Genomic DNA, 15603 nt, shown 5'->3' on the forward strand with positions numbered 1-15603 from the left:
TTCTTCATACGCTCCCGATATGCGCCGATGCGTAGGATTCAGCCATGCGTGTGCTGATCGTGGAGGACGAGCCCTACCTCGCCGAGGCGATCCGCGATGGACTCCGCCTTGAGGCGATCGTCTCCGATATTGCCGGCGACGGCGACACTGCTCTTGAGTTGCTGAGCATCAACTCCTACGACATCGCCGTGCTCGATCGCGACGTCCCTGGGCCTTCAGGCGACGAGATCGCGCGCGAGATCGTCGCTTCCGGGAGCGGCATCCCGATCCTCATGCTCACCGCTGCTGACCGTCTCGATGACAAGGCCTCCGGCTTCGAGCTCGGCGCGGATGACTACCTCACCAAGCCTTTCGAACTGCGAGAGCTCGTACTGCGTCTACGCGCCTTGGATCGTCGCCGCGCCCATGCCCGTCCCCCAGTGCAGGAGATGGCGGGGCTCAGACTCGATGCGTTCCGCCGGGAGGTGTATCGCGACGGCCAATACGTGGCTCTCACGAGAAAGCAGTTCGCCGTACTGGAGGTGCTCATCAGCGCGGCCGGCGGGGTGGTCAGCGCGGAGGAGCTGCTGGAGCGCGCATGGGATGAGAACGCGGATCCATTCACGAACGCCGTTCGCATCACCGTGTCATCACTGCGCAAGCGGCTGGGCGAACCGTGGCTGATCCGCACGGTGCCAGGGGTGGGCTATCGGATCGATGCGGACGTGGATGTTGCCTAGGCGACCGGGCATGAGCGCTCGGCTGAAGCTCACGTTGAGCTACGCCGGCTTCCTCATGATCGCGGGTGTGCTGCTGATGGCTATCGTCGGCGTCTTCCTGCTGCGCCATGTGCCGGATGGGCAATTCACCGGGCCTGGACCGTTTATCCCCAATCGCACCGACCTGCTTCGCGCGTTCACCCCGCCCGCCGCCGCCGCACTCCTCTTCCTTCTCGCGCTCGGCCTGATCGGCGGATGGTTCCTGGCCGGACGGATGCTGGCGCCACTGACCCGCCTCAACGCCGCTGCGCGTCTGGCTGCCGAGGGATCGCTCTCGCATCGCGTCGACATGGCCGGGCCGAAGGACGAGTTCCGCGATCTCGCCGACGTCTTCGACACGATGCTGGCCAGGCTCGAAGCGCACGTCGAGGAACAGCGGCGCTTCGCCGCCAACGCCTCACACGAACTGCGCACGCCGCTGGCGATCTCGCAGACGATGCTCGAGGTGGCACGCGACGACCCCGACCGCGACGTCGAAGTCCTTATTGATCGCCTGCAGGATGTCAATGCGCGGGCAATCGCGCTGACAGACGCGCTTCTTCTGCTGGCACGCGCCGATGGCGGTACCTTCGAGCGCCGGAGTGTGGACCTGTCTCTCCTGGCGGAAGAAGCCGTGGAGACGCTGCATCCGCTCGCCGACCAACGCGGCGTCACGCTCAGCATCCGCGGTACGACAGCCGTCACCAGCGGATCGCCGACGCTCCTTGAGCAGCTCATCGTGAATCTGGTCCACAACGCGATTGTGCACAACCTCACGGCCGACGGCTGGATCGACGTGCACACCGAGTCGGGCCCCGCGGGAGCCGTCGTGATCATCGAAAACACCGGTGAGGTCATCCCCGCAGGCTTCCTCGCGACACTGCGCGAGCCATTCCAACGCGGCGCCGCCAGGTCTCGCAGCACGGACGCGGCCCCTGTGGGCACTGGCCTCGGCCTCGCGATCGCCGAGGGAATCAGCCGCGCCCACGGCGGAACGCTGGAGTTGGAGTCACGAAGGGGCGGCGGACTCGTCGTCACGGTGCGCCTGCCGTCGACACCCTCAGAGTGACGCCGCCTGGCCCCGCAGCAGCCGCGCCCCGATCTCCCCCAGCGCCCGCCGTACTTCTTCCCCCTCGAGCACCTCGAACTCGATTCCGCTCATCCCCACATAGAGCGCGAATTCCTCCGGCGACTGGGATCCGGCGGTGAGGATGCTGGCCCCGTCACCCTCCTCGACGACCTCAGCGACCGTTGCGTCGAAGTGCTGCGATACGACCTCAGCCGACGCGTGCATTCGCAGTCTCGCGCGATAAGGATACGGCGCCGTCGTGATGCTCCGCGTCGTGAATTCCTGCAGCGCCGCGTCAGGGATGTCGCGCCGCGGGAACTCCTCGCGCAGCGCGACGGGGCGACGAATGCGATCCACCCGCAGCGTGCGCCACGCCTCATGCTCGGGAACCCAGGCGACGAGATACCAGCGCTCGGCGGTATGCACGATCCGATGCGGCTCGATGATCCGCTGCACCTCGGTGCCGTCATGACGCGTGTAGTCGATGCGCAACGGCAACCGTCCGGCAATCGCCGCCGCGACGACCGTCACCACGGACAGGTCGACGTTCTGCCGTCCGCCCGCCAGCGGCACCATTGCCTGCTCTACCTCGCTGATCTGCTGACGGGTCGCCGGCGACAGCGACTGTTCCAGCTTCGCGAGAGCCCGCGCCGACGCATCCTCGATTCCCGTCACCACGCTGCCCGCTGCGATCCGCAGTCCGACGGCGATCGCCACAGCTTCATCGGGGGCGAGAGTGAGGGGCGGGACTTCTGCGCCGGCGCCGAGTCGGTACCCGCCGTGCCGGCCGCGCGTGGCTTCAACGCCGTAACCGAGCTCGCGCAGATCGTCGATGTCACGCCGCAGCGTGCGATCGCTCACCTCAAGTCGCTCACGCAGTTCGGCGCCGCTCCAGTCCCTGCGCACCTGCAGCAGAGCGAGAAGAGCGAGGGTGCGGCCGGTGGTCCGAGTCATGTTCCCATCCTCATTCCTTATCAGGACGTATTGTGACCGTTTTGAGCGAGAGAGTGAAGACATGAACACGAACCAGACCGACGCTCGCATCCAGTCCTTCCGCATCGAGATCGCGGATGCCGCCATCGACGACCTCCGCTCACGACTGAAGAACGCGCGGTTCGAGCAGCCGCTCCCGGTCGATGACCGCAGCACCGGCATCCCCTCGTCCGAGCTGCAGGAGCTCATCGCGCACTGGGCCGATCACGACTGGCGCGCGACCGAAGAGCGACTGAACGCCCTGCCGCAGATCATCACGAACATCGACGGTCAGAACATTCACGCGGTGCACGTGCGCTCCCCACACCCGGATGCGACCCCACTGTTGCTGATGCACGGCTGGCCGGGATCCTTCCTCGAATTCGAGTCGCTGATCGGACCTCTCACCGACCCCGTCGCACATGGTGGCGAAGCATCCGATGCCTTCGACGTGGTGGTCCCCTCGCATCCGGGATTCGGGTTCTCGATGCCGCTGGTCGGCAAGGACTGGAAGCGCAGCGACATCGCCGTCGTCATGCTCGAGCTGATGACTAGGCTCGGCTACGAACGCTTCGCCGTGCAGGGCGGTGACATGGGTGCCGGTGTCGCGCCGGAGATGGGCCGCCTCGCTCCCGACCGGGTGATCGGCATCCATGCGAACGGATCACTCGGCACTTTCGTCGGACAGATCGACGACAAGACTGCGGCTTCGCTCACACCCCTCGAGCAGGATCGCCTGCGCAGGGTCGGCGAATTCATGAAGAAGGAGTTCGGGTACATCGCGATTCAGTCGACCAGGCCCGCCCTGATCGGTGCGATGACCGCGGACAGCCCCGTCGCCCAGTTCGCGTGGATCCTCGACAAGCTGCAGGAATGGACGCATCCCGCCAACGCTCCGGTCGCCGATATCGTGGGCGCGCAGTTCCTGTTCGACAACGCTTCGCTGTACTGGTTCACGGCGACTGGCGGCACCGCGGCGTACGTCGGCTATGCCCAGGATGCCGGGTGGGGTGCAGTGCCGGAGAGCTCGGGCGTGCCCACCGCCGTGATCGTGTTCGCACACGACGTGGGGCTGCGCTTCGCGGAGGAGAAGGCGAACAACATCGTTCGCTGGACGGATGTCGACGGCCGGGGCGGGCACTTCGCTGCCCTCGAGGAGCCCGAGATTCTGCTGACCGACCTACGGGAGTTCTTCGGGTCGCTGCGCTGAGGACCGCTGGTGTGACGCCAGTCGGAGCCTGTTACGGACGTCGGAGTTTTCCGGCCGAAAAGTCCGTCAAGTGTAACGGGCTCCGGTCGGCGCAACACTCAGTCGGCGCAACACCCAGCCGGCGCAACACCCGGCCGGCGCAACGCCCGCGAACTCACCAGGGGTTCGGCTTGTAATCCTTCAGGAACACTCCGTGCACATCGACGCCGAGCTCACCCTGCACGATCGGGTCATACACCCGCGCCGCACCGTCGACGAGGTCGAGGGGCGCATGGAAACCCTCCTCGGCGAGACGCACCTTCGTGGCGTGCGGGCGCTCGTCGGTAATCCAGCCCGTATCGACGGCGGTCATCAGAATGCCATCGGTCTCGAGCATCTCGCCGGCGCTGGTGCGCGTGAGCATGTTGAGCGCTGCCTTGGCCATGTTCGTGTGCGGATGCCCCGGGCCCTTGTAGCGGCGGGAGAACTGCCCCTCCATCGCTGAGACGTTCACCACGTACTTCCGGTCCGCAGAAGAAGAAGCCATCGACGCGCGCAGCCGGCTGATCAGCAGGAACGGCGCGGTGGTGTTCGCGAGCTGAACCTCGAGCATCTCGAGCGGATCGACATGCTCGACGTTCTGCACCCAGCTGTTGACGTGCGCGATGTCGGGCACGAGACCACCGGCGTCGATCGCCGAGCCGTCGGCGTGCTTCGCCAGCGACGACGAGCCGGGCGCCATCGCGAGGCGAGCGAGATCCTCGGCGGTCAGCGCCTGCCCGCCCTGCTCGGCAACCGTGCCGCCGAGGGCTGCCACCGACAGCAGCGGGTTCGCCGCAACAGATGCCTGCAGCGCCTGCGGGTGCGGATCCGCGGTGTGCCCGAATGTCTCCATCTCGGGCAGCGGACCATCCGGAAGCGGCTGCATCTCGGCATCCGCCAGCAACGAGTATGCACCCGGCGAGCGCCGCACAGTCTGCGCGGCATTGTTGATGAGGATGTCGAGCGGCCCCTGCGCCGCCACAGAATCTGCGAGCGCGATCACCTGAGCGGGATCGCGCAGATCGATGCCGACGACGCGGAATCGGTGCAACCAGTCCGCTGAGTCGGGCAGCGAAGAGAACCGGCGAACGGCATCGCGCGGGAAGCGCGTCGTGATCGTGAGGTGCGCGCCGTCACGGAGCAGCCGCAGCGCGATGTGCATGCCGATCTTCGCGCGTCCCCCGGTGAGCAGCGCACGCTTGCCGGTGAGGTCGGTGCGCGCGTTGCGCTTGCCGTGGCTGAAGCGCGCGCACTCGGGGCACAACTGGTGATAGAACGCGTCGACGAGCGTGTACGGCTGCTTGCAGATGTAGCAGTTGCGCGGTTTGAGCAGCTCGCCTGCGATCGGAGCATCCGTCGACGTCTGCAGATCGTTCCCGCGCGTCTCGTCATCGATGCGGTCTGGCGCGCCGGTCGCGGTGTTCGCGACCACGGCCTTGTCTGCCTCGGCGATCGCGTCGCGGATCTCCTTGCGGCGCACGCGCTTGACGGCTTTGAACATCGCGGCAGTCGCGCGGCGGACGGCGACATAGTCGGGATGCTCTTCGTCGATCTGATCCATCGAGGCGAGCACGCGCAACGTGGTCTCGAGATCAGCGGGGTCAAGCCCGTCGCCGAAGTCAGAGGTGTCGGCTGCAGGCACATCGGTCATTGGGCTGATTTTACGCCAGAGCGCTGGGAGAGTGCTCCCGACGGGCCGTCGCTACGCCAGCGGCCTCCCGTCGGCGACGTGCGCAACCGTGATCCGCACGAATGCCCCCTGCTCACCTCGAGACAGAAGCAGCGCTTGCACCCGCTCATGCACTGCCTGCGCGGTCTCGACAGCACCTGCTGCCGACTCGATCCCGATCGCTATATCCACCTCCGCGACATCTCCACGGCGCGTCACGACCACCCGCGACGCGGCATCCTCAGACGTTCCCCACTGCTCGACTGCCGCGCTGATCAGATTCGTCACCACGGAGCCGGTGCGATAGAGCGCAAGGACGCCTGGCGTCGCCAGAACAAGAACTTCGATATCCGGAACGAGCTCGGTCATCGGTCTCCCTCCGTCCAGGTCGAGATGTCGTGCACCGTGATGTCGATCCCTGTGACGGCCAAACGTGTGTGTGCGCGCAGGCGGGCAAATATCTCGGATCGCAGCCGGTCTGCCAGTTGCACGATCGGCTCGCCGAACGGCACGCTCACGTCGACTTCGACACCGATCGGAGCATCCCGCTCGGTCACGTCGCCGTTGAGTCGGCAGCGGCCGATGAGGATGCCGGGGAAGACGTTCTCGGCCGCGCGGATGAGTCCGCGCACCGCACCCTCGGTGATGGCGAGGTCGGATGCTTCGTCAGCATCCGCGAGCGGGATACGCCGACCGGAGCGAGCGTCCAGCATGATTCCGCTGAGGATCGACTGAATCCAGCCGGGCTCTGGCTCTGGCTCGGCCGCCGCATCCCGCGCCATCAGTTCCGGCGTGAGTGCGCGCAGTCGCGCCAATGCCTCAAGTGCGAGGGCGCAGCCGGAAGAGTCGTCGATCGACGGATCGGCCGGGGTACGGCCGGCATCAAGGTAGTCGGTGAGTTCCTCGATGGTGTGTCCACCCAGGTCTCCGGGGTCGAGCCCGAGCGGCAGTCTGCCTTCTTCGGTCATCGCCATTCCTCCATCCGCACAATAATGTGCTTTCGAGCGCGAGCGAGCAGCCCGCGCACGGTGGTCACGGGCATCCCCAGCTCAGCAGACAGCTCCTCATAGGTGAGCCCACCGATTTCGCGCAGAACCCAGCTCTGCCGCTGCCCATCGGGCAGCTCCCCCAGTGCCTTACTCAGCGCTTCCACACCTGCACGATGCTCCGCCGTGCGATCAGGCGTCGCATCGACGGCTGCCGGGTGATCGATCTCATCGATGTCGATCTGCGGACGCCTTGATCGCACGCGGTCCATTGCCTTGCGACCTACGATCCGCATGAGCCAGCTCTTCACCGCCGCCGGATCCTCAAGCTCTGAGAGCCGCTGCCAGGCGATGACGAATGCTTCCTGCACGACGTCATCGACGTCTGCGTTGGAACTCATCACCCGTCGGGCGTATGCCCGCATCATGGGCGAATATCGACGCACCAGCACCTCGAAGGCCGCAATATCACCGTCGATCGCGCGGCCGGCGACGATACGATCATCCGCGGCCGCGAGCCGAGCACTCCGCTGTTCTTCGTCTGTCATTCGCGGCGCTTCCCTCCACGCACAACCGCCCCGGCCGTCCGCAGAATGCGGGGGCCGGGGCGGACAAGAGATGGTCGTGTCACTTGGTCGTGCGCCGTCCGGCGATTGCACCGTAAATGAGCAGCACGATCACTGATCCACCGATCGCCAGCAACCAGCTGCTCAACGAGAAGAAGGCATCGACGCCGACGCCGAAGATCGCGCTTCCGATCCAGCCGCCGAGGATCGCGCCGACGACGCCGAGGATCAGGGTGATGAACCAGCCGCCTGCCTGCTTACCGGGGAGGAGGAGCTTGGCGATCGCTCCGGCGATCAGGCCGAGAAGAAGGAATCCGAGAAAACTCATGAGTGTTGCCTTTCGTGCTGTGTGTTCAGTCTGTGTTCAGAAGAGGATGTCGTCCAGGGTTGACTCACCGAACGCGGATGGCGGAGCGATAACGGTCCAGCCATCCGCGGTCGGTGAGGTGGATCAGAATCGGGATCTCGCCCCCCAGCAGAGAATCCCAATCCTTGATCGCCCGTTCGGCTGCGGCGAGCACGTCGCCGAGGGACGCACCCTGGCGGACGGTCACGGCGAGCCGGACGGTTCGTGTGCCCCTGACCAGGTAGACCCCGGTGCGAGAGGACAGCACATCAGGGCGCGCGGTCAGCGCGCCGGTGAGAACGACGTCGACCACGTTGCGGTCGACGTCCGTTCGACCGTCGGAGGCTGCCATCCGCGAGACCTCTCGGACGTCCCCACGTCCTCGAGCGAACACGAAGATGGTGAGCGCGACAGCCAGTATGAGGGCGGCGAGGAGCGCCGCAATGAGGGCAATGGGAACGTCGCCGACTCCTGAGATCGTGACCGTGGATGCCGCGGCACCGACGAGAACATCGGCGATGAGCCGTTCGGCCTCTGTCAGAAACTCTTCGGCCCAGCCCGGGCGGAACGCCCAGAGAAGGGCCGCAGCGCCAGCCACGGTGAGCAGCAGCGCGCACAACACGAGCACAACACGATTGAGGGTGCGGTTCGTGGAAGTCATGCGATCACTCCCCGCTGCGCGATGTCGACGTTCGCTTCCTTGTCGAAGCCCGCACCGGAGACCGCGGCGAGCGCCGCCGCCTTAACACGATCGCCGTTGACTCCGAGGCCGCTGGTCGGCGTGACCCGAACAGTCAGCGCGCGACGCGTCATCGTCGTGGACACCTGGCTCCGCGCGAGCGCGCACTGCCGCGTCACGGCATCCGCTGCGGCATCCGCGAGTACGCCGTCGTCGACGACCAGAGCGATCCGATCCGTCACCCGCGCATGGCGAGCCCGACGGCCGGGAGTGAGCGCGATGAGGAACAGCATGACGGCGAGAATCAGTGCCACAATGCCGACGACAGTCAACGTCGATTCGGCGTCGAGGCCGGCCACGGTATCCGTGATCCATGTCGTCGCAGCGTCCCGGAAGCCGGCATCGAATGCAGCCCAGGCGCTGAGCCCGAGCAGTACGAACAATGCCACGGCGATGACCGCGGCGACGAACACGGCAGCCACGGAGCGTGACGAGTGCGTCTCACGGCGGACGAGTCGCCGATAAACGGCGGTGCGATCCATCATGCGACTCTCCTTTCTGCTGTGCGTCGCACTCCTGCGAAGCGGACATCGACTGCTCGTACCCGACGGCCGGCGCCTTCCTGCATCCCCACGATGATCCTTGCGCGCACGCGGGCGCTCTGATCGGGGATCGACATGGCCGGCGTCGTGATCAGTGCCGGCACGACGACGGATACCCGGAGGGATCCACCATCATCGGACAGCGTCACCGCGACCTCACCCGGTCCGACGCTGGCGGCATCCTTCGCCACCCCGACGGCCAGATTCTGGAGAGCGCGAGCGCTGAGCGTGGTCCGTCCCCGCAGGACTTCGCCCGCGATATCGGAACGGTCCGTGGCACTCATGACGATGAACGCCGCCCGCGAAAGACGTCGGCGAGGGCGCGCACGTCGATGCGTCCCTCCAGGATGCGACCGACGGCCGCGCCGACGAGCGCAGCGAGGGTCACCAGCACGAACGCCCAGAAACCAAGGACGATCCAGATGATGGCAAGCGCACCTGCCGCGAAGGCGCCGCTCACAGTGGCATTCACTGGACTCGTGTCTCCTGCGGTGCAGCGTCCTCATCTTCCGAGGGGATGTGCACGTCGTTGATCGTCACGTTGACCTCGGTGACCTCCATGCCGACGAGATCTTCCATCGCGCGGTAGATCGATGCGCGGACGTCATCTGCAACCTTCTGCAAGGAAACGGGGTACTCGGCGACGACGGTCACATCGACGGCGACCTGTGTCTCGCCAACCTCCACGCTGATGCCCTGAGTGAGATCAGTAGTGTTGAGCGCATCGCGGATCGCTCCGACCATGCGGGCGGCACCTCCGCCGAGTGCGTACACGCCGGCCGCATCACGAGCAGCGATGCCCGCGATCTTCGCAACCACGCTGTCATCGATGGTCGTCTTTCCCGATGCTGCGCCGACGTTGTTCGTCACGACAGTCTGAGCCTTGGGCTGGGTGCCACCAGTCACGTTCGCCATTTCCGGTCCTTTGTTCGGTGTCAGCATCCGGATGTGGATGCCTGTGCGCGGAAGCCGCGTCATAGATAGGACGCACGTGCGGCACAGAACGTCACAAAATAGTTTCCGCGTCCGCACTTTCCCCAGACGTCCGTCACCCGGCGTATCGTCGCCGTATGGACCACAGCGCACGCGGCATCATCCCGGCATACCTGCTCTCGCGCCTCGCGGAATCCGGTCGATTCCCGAAGGCGGCGGATGCTGCGCGCCAGACCCTGCTCGCCGGCCGCCCGCCGTTCAGCGCCCGCATCAACCTTTCGATCGATGAGCACGGTGACCTCGTCGTCGAGCTGACGGATGCTCCGAACCGCACGATCAGCGACGCGCAGAACACCGAGAAGCTGCCCGGCCTCGTGGTGCGTCGCGAGGAAGAGCCGCCCGTCGACGACGCCTCGGTGAACGAGGCGTTCGACGGTCTCGGCGCGACGTTCGAGCTGCTGCTCGCTGCGTTCGGTCGCAACTCCCTCGATGGTTCGGGAGCACCACTCGATGCGACAGTGCACTACGGAACCGACTACGACAACGCCTTCTGGGATGGCCAGCGCATGGTCTTCGGAGATGGCGACGGCGAAGTGTTCCGTGGCTTCACGGGGTCGATCTCGGTCATCGGCCACGAGCTCGCGCACGGCGTCATTCAGCACACGGCGAACCTGGAGTATCAGGGTCAGCCTGGCGCACTGAACGAATCGATCGCCGATGTGTTCGGTGCGCTCACCGAGCAGTTCACCGAGGGTCAAACCGCTGACCAGGCGACCTGGCTGATCGGCGCAGGCATCTTCACCGACGAGGTGCAGGGCAAGGCACTTCGCTCCATGCTCGAACCGGGCACGGCGTACGACGACGACGAGCTCGGCAAGGACCCCCAACCCGCACACATGCGCGACTTCGTGCAGACGACGGAGGACAACGGCGGGGTACACATCAACTCCGGCATCCCGAACCGTGCCTTCGCGCTCACGGCGACGATTCTCGGCGGCAACGCCTGGGAGCGTGCGGGCCTCACCTGGTATCGGACGCTGACCGGGAGCCTGCCGAGCACGGCGACGTTCCGCCAGTTCGCGGATGCCACGCTCGCCGCCGCTGTCGATGATGAAGTCGCCGCAGCAGTGCGCGCTGCCTGGAAGAGCGTGGGAGTGTTGGAAGATGAGCGACGCAGCCCCGCAGAGTGAGCCGGATGACGGCCCCCGCATCCTCATCGCCGTCATCCGCACCGGTGGCATCGCCGGCATCCGGCGTCACTGGCAGGTCGAGCCGCCTCGCGAAGAGGTGCCGCGCTGGGTCGAGCTGATCGATCGCTGCCCGTGGGAAGAGCCGTGTCCGACGCAGCGCGGTGCCGACCGTTATATCTGGAGCATCCGCGCCCATACCCCCGATGCGCGGCATGAACGCGAGCTCCCGGAGTCCGCGCTCGACGGTCCGTGGCGCAGGCTGGTCGATGCGGTCCGTGAGGCTTCGGCTACTCCGGACTCTCCAGCGTCACGCGCGTGACGGGCAGAGCCTCTGGATGCTCCTGCTGCAACCAGGTGATGATCTTTTCGCGCACGAGGCAGCGTAGATCCCACTGATCGTCCGAGTTCGCGGCCGAGATCTTGAACCTCACCGTCACGTACCCGCCCTCGGATCCCGTGACCAGCACATTCGCGGAACGCCGATCCCAGGCATCTGACGCCTCGATGATCTCCATGAACTTCTCGCGCACAGCATCCACTGGCACTCGCCAGTCGAGGTCCATGAGGACGGTACCGAGAATCTTTTCTGACTTCCGCGTCCAACTCTCCACGGGATTCGACGTGAAGTACGTGCACGGCAGGATGAGTCGACGCTCGTCCCAGATGTAGACGACGACATACGAGAGGTTGATCTCGCCGATCGTTCCCCATTCGCCTTCGACAACGACGACATCGCCGACTCTGATCGCATCGGTGAACGCGATCTGCACGCCGGCGATGAGGTTGCCCAAGGTCGACTGCGCCGCCAGGCCGGCCACGATACTGACGACACCCGCGGATGCCAGGATGCTGGTACCGATGGCCCTAACCTCGGGGAATGAGAACAGCACGACACCGATCGCGATGATCGAGATCAGCACAATGACAAGCCTGTTCAGCACGGTGAGCTGAGTCTGACGACGCCGCGCCTCTGGGCCGGAATCATCCCGCGCGCTGTCGTACTGCATGAGTCGTTCCACGCCGAACGTGACGAGGGTCGACAGCAGCCAGGCCCCGACCAGTACCACGCAGATCAGCAGAATGCGCTCCAGCACTGGCCACCAGGAGAGCGTCGACGGAGCGGTCACCGCACACGCGATCCATCCGGCGATGAGGAACGCGAGCGTCATGCCTGGCACGCGGATGCGACGTTCCAGATCGCCGATCCAGGCGGAGCGTCCGCGCACACGGTTGGCGATGAAGCGCACGGTGATCACGAGAGCTGCGGCGGCGGCGATTCCCACGAGCAGGGCGACGAGCGTTCCCAGCCACGAAGCCCAGTCGATGTCGAATGTAGTGAGGGGAGCCATCTCCCCACCCTAGGCAGGTGTGCCCAGATGCGCCGCAACCCCCTTGCATACGCGACGCAGACGGCGCACGCTTAATCGCACGAGAGGGACCATCCGCAGCAGGGAGCTGTCATGTCACAGAAGATCATTCCGAACGTCTGGTTCGACCGGAACGCCGATGAAGCTGGTGCGTTCTACATGGACATTTTCCCCGGCGCCACGGCCACCGTCGGCGCGCGATACCCCGACGACGTGCCCGACTGGCAGGCAGATTTCGCGGGCAAGACCCTGACGGTCGATCTCGTGATTGACGGCTATCTGCTGACGCTGGTCAACGCCGGTGACGAGTATCGGCCGAACGGCTCGGTGTCGTTCATGCTGAACTTCGATCCGCTTCGGTTCGATGACGACCGGGATGCAGCCCAGGCGCAACTCGATCAGACCTGGGCGAAGCTGTCCGACGGCGGCTCGGTACTCATGGAGCTTGGCGAGTATCCGTTCAGCCCCCGCTATGGCTGGGTGCAGGACCGTTACGGTGTCAACTGGCAGCTACTGCTCACGAGCCCCGAGGGCGAGCCGCGCCCGTTCCTGGTGCCTCAGCTGATGTTCGCAGGTCCCGTGCAGAACAGAGCACGTGAGGCGGCAACGTTCTACTCTTCACTGTTCCCGGATGCCGCGGTCGGCTTCATCGCCGACTATCCGGAGAAGACGGGCCCAGCGGATGCCGACAGTGTGATGTTCGGTGAGTTCCGCCTGGCGGGGCAGTGGTTCTCGATGATGGATTCGGCCGTCGAGCAGGACTTCACCTTCACGTGCGGTGTCTCACTTGAAGTGCGCTGCGCCGATCAGGCCGAGATCGACAGGTATTGGGATGCGCTGACCACCGTGCCCGAAGCCGAAGTCTGCGGTTGGCTCGCCGACCAGTTCGGCCTCAGCTGGCAGATAGTGCCGGAGAACATGGGCGAACTCATGTCACGGCCAGGTGCATACGAGAAGATGATGAAGATGAAAAAACTCATCATCGCCGACTTCTGAGGAATCCATGGGACTGTTCACACAAAAACCAGCGGAGAAAAGCTCTTGGGCCGCGCTGCCTGGCGAACCGTTGGAGCGCGAGGGATCCGTCGACTCCCTGCCCGAGTCAGACGTCTCCCCACTCGGCCTCGGATTGGGAACGGGCGTCACTTCGATCTCGTTCCCGGTCGTGCCGCCGGAGCCCGCCGACGAGTGATTCCGGCGGGCGTAGACGACCGGTCATCCCCATTACGGTTGAAGGATGACGATCACCGCCGCGGCAGACGGCTCCGCCCTGGGAAACCCCGGCCCCAATGGCTGGGCCTGGTACATCGACGATTCGAACTGGGCGGCGGGTGGCTCCCCGCACGGCACCAACAATCAGGGTGAGTTGCAAGCGGTCCTCGAACTGCTAATCGCGACGGCCGGCACCGATGAGCCGCTGCTGATCATGTGCGACAGCAAGTACGTGATCGACTCCATCACCAAATGGATGCCTGGTTGGAAGCGCCGCGGATGGCGCAAGGCAGATGGCGCTCCTGTGCTGAACCGCGAGCTCATGGAGTCGCTGGACGAGGCGATGCAGGGCCGCAACGTGAAGTTCGAGTGGGTCAAGGGGCACGCCGGGCACGACCTCAACGAGGCCGCCGATGTGCGCGCGAATTCGGCGGCGAAGGCATACCAAGCCAAGCAGGAGCCGAAGCGTGGGCCCGGGTTCACGATGGGTTCGCGTGCCAGTACCGCAGCGCCCGTCGCAGCGACTGCCCCCGCAACTGCCCCGGCACCGGCTACCGCAGCACCATCGGCATCCGCCCCGCTATGGGCCGAGGCATCTAGCCTGTTCGACAGTCTGGACGGCCCGCTCGAGACGTCGCCCGTCGACCTGCGCGTCGCTCTCACATCCGATGAGCACGCGCGGCTGCGAGACCGCGCCGACGCCCAGGGGATCTCGCTGGAAGACGCGCTGCGCCGGTTGATCTGAGCTTTCGAACGGCTCAGGAACCGCTCAGTCGCTGACTGAGCGCACGAACCTGGCGGGCGAGCCGACGACGATTGCCCTCGCGGGAACATCCTTGGTGACCACCGACGCCGCACCGATCACGGCGTCTTCTCCGATCGTCACTCCAGGAAGAATCGTCGCGTTCGCCCCGATCCAGACATTGCGCCCGATCACGACGGGGGCGGGATGCAGGTCGCCGCGGCGACTAGGTGCCAGGTCATGGTTGAGGGTGGCGATGACGACGTTATGCCCGATGAGGCAGTCGTCGCCGATGGTGATGCCGCCCTGATCCTGGAACTTGCATCCGGAGTTGATGAACACTCGCCTGCCGAGGGTGATGTTCTTGCCAAAGTCCGATGAGAACGGCGGAAACAGTGTGACGGTCTCATCGACGGGCTTGCCGATCAGCTCGGCCAGCAGGCTGCGTACCTGCTGCGGCTCGTGATATCCGCCGTTCAGCTCGCCGGTTATGCGCAGCGCCTCCTGGCTCGTCCGATGCATCACTTCGTGCAGCGGCGATGCTCCCGTGATGGTGCGTCCGGCATCCAGTTCGCGCAGAAGATCGATGAGTTCCATGTTCCCTCTCTACCAGAGAAGGTTCACACTCCGGTGGTGAGCCAGGCCACGACCACGTCGCCGATCATCGAGCGGAGGTGATCGCGGCGCTCCTCGGCGAGCAGGTCGCGGTCGAACAGGTACCCGAAGGTGTGCTGGTTGGCGACCTGGAAGAAGCAGTACGAGCTGATCAGCAGGTGCACGTCGAGGGCGTCGACATCCGAGCGCACAGTGCCTTCTTCGCGTCCACGAGCGAGCACCACCTCGAGCACATCGACCGCTGGCTGGTTCAGGGTGCGCAGTCCGTCGAGTCGCTTGATGAACTCGCCTCGGTGGATGTTCTCAATCGAGACCAACCGGATGAACTCGGTGTGATTGCGGTGATGATCGTAGGTGAGCTCAGCGATCTGGCGCAATGCTTCGACCGACGGCAGATCGCCGGCGTGAATCGACTGCTCGGTCTCACGGATGCCGCGGTACGCGTTCTCGAGCACCGCAAGATAGAGCTGCTCCTTGCCGCCGAAGTAGTAATAGATCATCCGCTTCGTCGTCTGGGTACGCTCGGCGATCTCGTCGACCCGTGTGCCGGCATAACCTGACTCCGCGAAGGCCTCTGTGGCGACCGCAAGCAGGTCCGCGCGCGTGCGCTCGGCGTCGCGTTTACGCACCACCGGTTCGGTCACGCTGCCTGTCATCGCTTCTCTTTCCCCTCGGCATCCAGAACAG

At 65.4% G+C, this 15603-nt stretch carries 22 protein-coding genes; 8 read left to right on the forward strand and 14 right to left on the reverse strand.

Annotated elements, in window-relative coordinates:
• Window positions 1–44: 44 nt before the first annotated feature.
• Together ACSU04_RS09955 and ACSU04_RS09960 are read left to right on the forward strand one after the other, a co-directional pair.
• Window positions 45–719: a response regulator transcription factor gene (locus ACSU04_RS09955; RefSeq protein ID WP_439289304.1), complete on the forward strand. Its 675-nt coding sequence runs from the start codon at window positions 45–47 to the stop codon at window positions 717–719.
• Window positions 720–729: 10 nt separating this feature from the next.
• Complete coding sequence (locus ACSU04_RS09960; RefSeq protein WP_439289305.1) at window positions 730–1806, forward strand: sensor histidine kinase; 1077 nt, start codon at window positions 730–732, stop codon at window positions 1804–1806.
• Here the strand turns inward: ACSU04_RS09960 and ACSU04_RS09965 are convergent.
• On the reverse strand, window positions 1798–2760 hold the full coding sequence (locus tag ACSU04_RS09965; RefSeq protein ID WP_439280057.1) for a helix-turn-helix transcriptional regulator: 963 nt from the start codon (window positions 2758–2760) through the stop codon (window positions 1798–1800). The genes ACSU04_RS09960 and ACSU04_RS09965 overlap by 9 nt on opposite strands.
• A 61-nt stretch (window positions 2761–2821) precedes the next feature.
• Here ACSU04_RS09965 and ACSU04_RS09970 point away from each other — a divergent pair, with 61 nt between their 5' ends.
• Window positions 2822–3988 carry an epoxide hydrolase family protein gene (locus tag ACSU04_RS09970; RefSeq protein WP_439280056.1) on the forward strand — a complete coding sequence of 389 codons (1167 nt, stop codon included), beginning with the start codon at window positions 2822–2824 and terminating at the stop codon, window positions 3986–3988.
• Between the two features lie 154 nt (window positions 3989–4142).
• Here ACSU04_RS09970 and ACSU04_RS09975 read toward each other — a convergent pair whose 3' ends face one another.
• From ACSU04_RS09975 to ACSU04_RS10020, 10 genes are all read right to left on the reverse strand, one after another.
• Window positions 4143–5660 (reverse strand): SDR family NAD(P)-dependent oxidoreductase, encoded by a 1518-nt coding sequence (locus tag ACSU04_RS09975; protein ID WP_439280055.1) that lies wholly within the window; start codon window positions 5658–5660, stop codon window positions 4143–4145.
• Between the two features lie 51 nt (window positions 5661–5711).
• Window positions 5712–6047 (reverse strand): hypothetical protein, encoded by a 336-nt coding sequence (locus ACSU04_RS09980; protein WP_439289306.1) that lies wholly within the window; start codon window positions 6045–6047, stop codon window positions 5712–5714.
• Window positions 6044–6646, reverse strand: coding sequence for a hypothetical protein (locus tag ACSU04_RS09985; protein ID WP_439280053.1), 603 nt, complete (start codon window positions 6644–6646; stop codon window positions 6044–6046). The genes ACSU04_RS09980 and ACSU04_RS09985 overlap by 4 nt, the downstream gene beginning before the upstream one ends.
• Window positions 6643–7212, reverse strand: a complete 570-nt coding sequence (locus ACSU04_RS09990) for an RNA polymerase sigma factor (protein WP_439280052.1) — start codon at window positions 7210–7212, stop codon at window positions 6643–6645. Before ACSU04_RS09990 ends, ACSU04_RS09985 begins: the two co-directional genes overlap by 4 nt.
• Window positions 7213–7291: 79 nt before the next feature.
• Window positions 7292–7558 (reverse strand): GlsB/YeaQ/YmgE family stress response membrane protein, encoded by a 267-nt coding sequence (locus ACSU04_RS09995; RefSeq protein WP_439280051.1) that lies wholly within the window; start codon window positions 7556–7558, stop codon window positions 7292–7294.
• Window positions 7559–7622: 64 nt separating this feature from the next.
• Complete coding sequence (locus ACSU04_RS10000; protein WP_439289307.1) at window positions 7623–8237, reverse strand: hypothetical protein; 615 nt, start codon at window positions 8235–8237, stop codon at window positions 7623–7625.
• Window positions 8234–8800, reverse strand: coding sequence for a hypothetical protein (locus ACSU04_RS10005; protein ID WP_439289308.1), 567 nt, complete (start codon window positions 8798–8800; stop codon window positions 8234–8236). The genes ACSU04_RS10000 and ACSU04_RS10005 overlap by 4 nt, the downstream gene beginning before the upstream one ends.
• Window positions 8797–9141, reverse strand: a complete 345-nt coding sequence (locus tag ACSU04_RS10010; protein WP_439289309.1) for a hypothetical protein — start codon at window positions 9139–9141, stop codon at window positions 8797–8799. The genes ACSU04_RS10005 and ACSU04_RS10010 overlap by 4 nt, the downstream gene beginning before the upstream one ends.
• On the reverse strand, window positions 9138–9329 hold the full coding sequence (locus ACSU04_RS10015; protein WP_439280047.1) for a hypothetical protein: 192 nt from the start codon (window positions 9327–9329) through the stop codon (window positions 9138–9140). The genes ACSU04_RS10010 and ACSU04_RS10015 overlap by 4 nt, the downstream gene beginning before the upstream one ends.
• A complete protein-coding gene (locus tag ACSU04_RS10020; RefSeq protein WP_439280046.1) occupies window positions 9326–9772 on the reverse strand; it encodes an Asp23/Gls24 family envelope stress response protein in 447 nt (148 codons plus the stop codon). Before ACSU04_RS10020 ends, ACSU04_RS10015 begins: the two co-directional genes overlap by 4 nt.
• 155 nt (window positions 9773–9927) lie before the next feature.
• Between ACSU04_RS10020 and ACSU04_RS10025 the strand changes: the two genes are divergently transcribed.
• Both ACSU04_RS10025 and ACSU04_RS10030 read left to right on the forward strand, forming a co-directional pair.
• Window positions 9928–10980: a M4 family metallopeptidase gene (locus ACSU04_RS10025; RefSeq protein ID WP_439289310.1), complete on the forward strand. Its 1053-nt coding sequence runs from the start codon at window positions 9928–9930 to the stop codon at window positions 10978–10980.
• Window positions 10955–11299, forward strand: a complete 345-nt coding sequence (locus ACSU04_RS10030) for a protealysin inhibitor emfourin (RefSeq protein WP_439289311.1) — start codon at window positions 10955–10957, stop codon at window positions 11297–11299. The genes ACSU04_RS10025 and ACSU04_RS10030 overlap by 26 nt, the downstream gene beginning before the upstream one ends.
• On the opposite strand, the gene ACSU04_RS10035 is transcribed toward ACSU04_RS10030, so the two are convergent.
• Entirely contained in the window at window positions 11268–12329 is a 1062-nt protein-coding gene (locus ACSU04_RS10035) for a mechanosensitive ion channel family protein (protein ID WP_439289312.1), read from the reverse strand. The two genes, ACSU04_RS10030 and ACSU04_RS10035, sit on opposite strands and share 32 nt — an antisense overlap.
• A gap of 111 nt (window positions 12330–12440) precedes the next feature.
• Between ACSU04_RS10035 and ACSU04_RS10040 the strand changes: the two genes are divergently transcribed.
• The 3 genes from ACSU04_RS10040 to ACSU04_RS10050 are packed head-to-tail and all read left to right on the forward strand — an operon-like array spanning window position 12441 to window position 14304.
• Window positions 12441–13343: a VOC family protein gene (locus ACSU04_RS10040; RefSeq protein WP_439289313.1), complete on the forward strand. Its 903-nt coding sequence runs from the start codon at window positions 12441–12443 to the stop codon at window positions 13341–13343.
• Window positions 13344–13350: 7 nt separating this feature from the next.
• Window positions 13351–13539: a hypothetical protein gene (locus ACSU04_RS10045; protein WP_439289314.1), complete on the forward strand. Its 189-nt coding sequence runs from the start codon at window positions 13351–13353 to the stop codon at window positions 13537–13539.
• 45 nt (window positions 13540–13584) lie between these two features.
• Entirely contained in the window at window positions 13585–14304 is a 720-nt protein-coding gene (locus tag ACSU04_RS10050; RefSeq protein WP_439289316.1) for a ribonuclease H family protein, read from the forward strand.
• A gap of 24 nt (window positions 14305–14328) precedes the next feature.
• On the opposite strand, the gene ACSU04_RS10055 is transcribed toward ACSU04_RS10050, so the two are convergent.
• Complete coding sequence (locus ACSU04_RS10055; RefSeq protein WP_439289317.1) at window positions 14329–14898, reverse strand: sugar O-acetyltransferase; 570 nt, start codon at window positions 14896–14898, stop codon at window positions 14329–14331.
• Window positions 14899–14921: 23 nt separating this feature from the next.
• Complete coding sequence (locus ACSU04_RS10060) at window positions 14922–15572, reverse strand: TetR/AcrR family transcriptional regulator (protein WP_439289318.1); 651 nt, start codon at window positions 15570–15572, stop codon at window positions 14922–14924.
• Window positions 15573–15603: the final 31 nt, after the last annotated feature.

Source organism: Microbacterium sp. A84 (assembly GCF_051842815.1).
Taxonomy (GTDB): domain Bacteria; phylum Actinomycetota; class Actinomycetes; order Actinomycetales; family Microbacteriaceae; genus Microbacterium.

What these genes read in the sequence shown, in the direction of transcription:
- ACSU04_RS09955 (WP_439289304.1), top strand. Translation starts at nt 45, where the DNA reads ATGCGTGTGCTGATCGTGGAGGACGAGCCCTACCTCGCCGAGGCGATC.
- ACSU04_RS09960 (WP_439289305.1), top strand. Translation starts at nt 730, where the DNA reads ATGAGCGCTCGGCTGAAGCTCACGTTGAGCTACGCCGGCTTCCTCATG.
- ACSU04_RS09965 (WP_439280057.1), bottom strand. Translation starts at nt 2,760, where the DNA reads ATGACTCGGACCACCGGCCGCACCCTCGCTCTTCTCGCTCTGCTGCAG.
- ACSU04_RS09970 (WP_439280056.1), top strand. Translation starts at nt 2,822, where the DNA reads ATGAACACGAACCAGACCGACGCTCGCATCCAGTCCTTCCGCATCGAG.
- ACSU04_RS09975 (WP_439280055.1), bottom strand. Translation starts at nt 5,660, where the DNA reads ATGACCGATGTGCCTGCAGCCGACACCTCTGACTTCGGCGACGGGCTT.
- ACSU04_RS09980 (WP_439289306.1), bottom strand. Translation starts at nt 6,047, where the DNA reads ATGACCGAGCTCGTTCCGGATATCGAAGTTCTTGTTCTGGCGACGCCA.
- ACSU04_RS09985 (WP_439280053.1), bottom strand. Translation starts at nt 6,646, where the DNA reads ATGACCGAAGAAGGCAGACTGCCGCTCGGGCTCGACCCCGGAGACCTG.
- ACSU04_RS09990 (WP_439280052.1), bottom strand. Translation starts at nt 7,212, where the DNA reads ATGACAGACGAAGAACAGCGGAGTGCTCGGCTCGCGGCCGCGGATGAT.
- ACSU04_RS09995 (WP_439280051.1), bottom strand. Translation starts at nt 7,558, where the DNA reads ATGAGTTTTCTCGGATTCCTTCTTCTCGGCCTGATCGCCGGAGCGATC.
- ACSU04_RS10000 (WP_439289307.1), bottom strand. Translation starts at nt 8,237, where the DNA reads ATGACTTCCACGAACCGCACCCTCAATCGTGTTGTGCTCGTGTTGTGC.
- ACSU04_RS10005 (WP_439289308.1), bottom strand. Translation starts at nt 8,800, where the DNA reads ATGATGGATCGCACCGCCGTTTATCGGCGACTCGTCCGCCGTGAGACG.
- ACSU04_RS10010 (WP_439289309.1), bottom strand. Translation starts at nt 9,141, where the DNA reads ATGAGTGCCACGGACCGTTCCGATATCGCGGGCGAAGTCCTGCGGGGA.
- ACSU04_RS10020 (WP_439280046.1), bottom strand. Translation starts at nt 9,772, where the DNA reads ATGGCGAACGTGACTGGTGGCACCCAGCCCAAGGCTCAGACTGTCGTG.
- ACSU04_RS10025 (WP_439289310.1), top strand. Translation starts at nt 9,928, where the DNA reads ATGGACCACAGCGCACGCGGCATCATCCCGGCATACCTGCTCTCGCGC.
- ACSU04_RS10030 (WP_439289311.1), top strand. Translation starts at nt 10,955, where the DNA reads ATGAGCGACGCAGCCCCGCAGAGTGAGCCGGATGACGGCCCCCGCATC.
- ACSU04_RS10035 (WP_439289312.1), bottom strand. Translation starts at nt 12,329, where the DNA reads ATGGCTCCCCTCACTACATTCGACATCGACTGGGCTTCGTGGCTGGGA.
- ACSU04_RS10040 (WP_439289313.1), top strand. Translation starts at nt 12,441, where the DNA reads ATGTCACAGAAGATCATTCCGAACGTCTGGTTCGACCGGAACGCCGAT.
- ACSU04_RS10045 (WP_439289314.1), top strand. Translation starts at nt 13,351, where the DNA reads ATGGGACTGTTCACACAAAAACCAGCGGAGAAAAGCTCTTGGGCCGCG.
- ACSU04_RS10050 (WP_439289316.1), top strand. Translation starts at nt 13,585, where the DNA reads ATGACGATCACCGCCGCGGCAGACGGCTCCGCCCTGGGAAACCCCGGC.
- ACSU04_RS10055 (WP_439289317.1), bottom strand. Translation starts at nt 14,898, where the DNA reads ATGGAACTCATCGATCTTCTGCGCGAACTGGATGCCGGACGCACCATC.
- ACSU04_RS10060 (WP_439289318.1), bottom strand. Translation starts at nt 15,572, where the DNA reads ATGACAGGCAGCGTGACCGAACCGGTGGTGCGTAAACGCGACGCCGAG.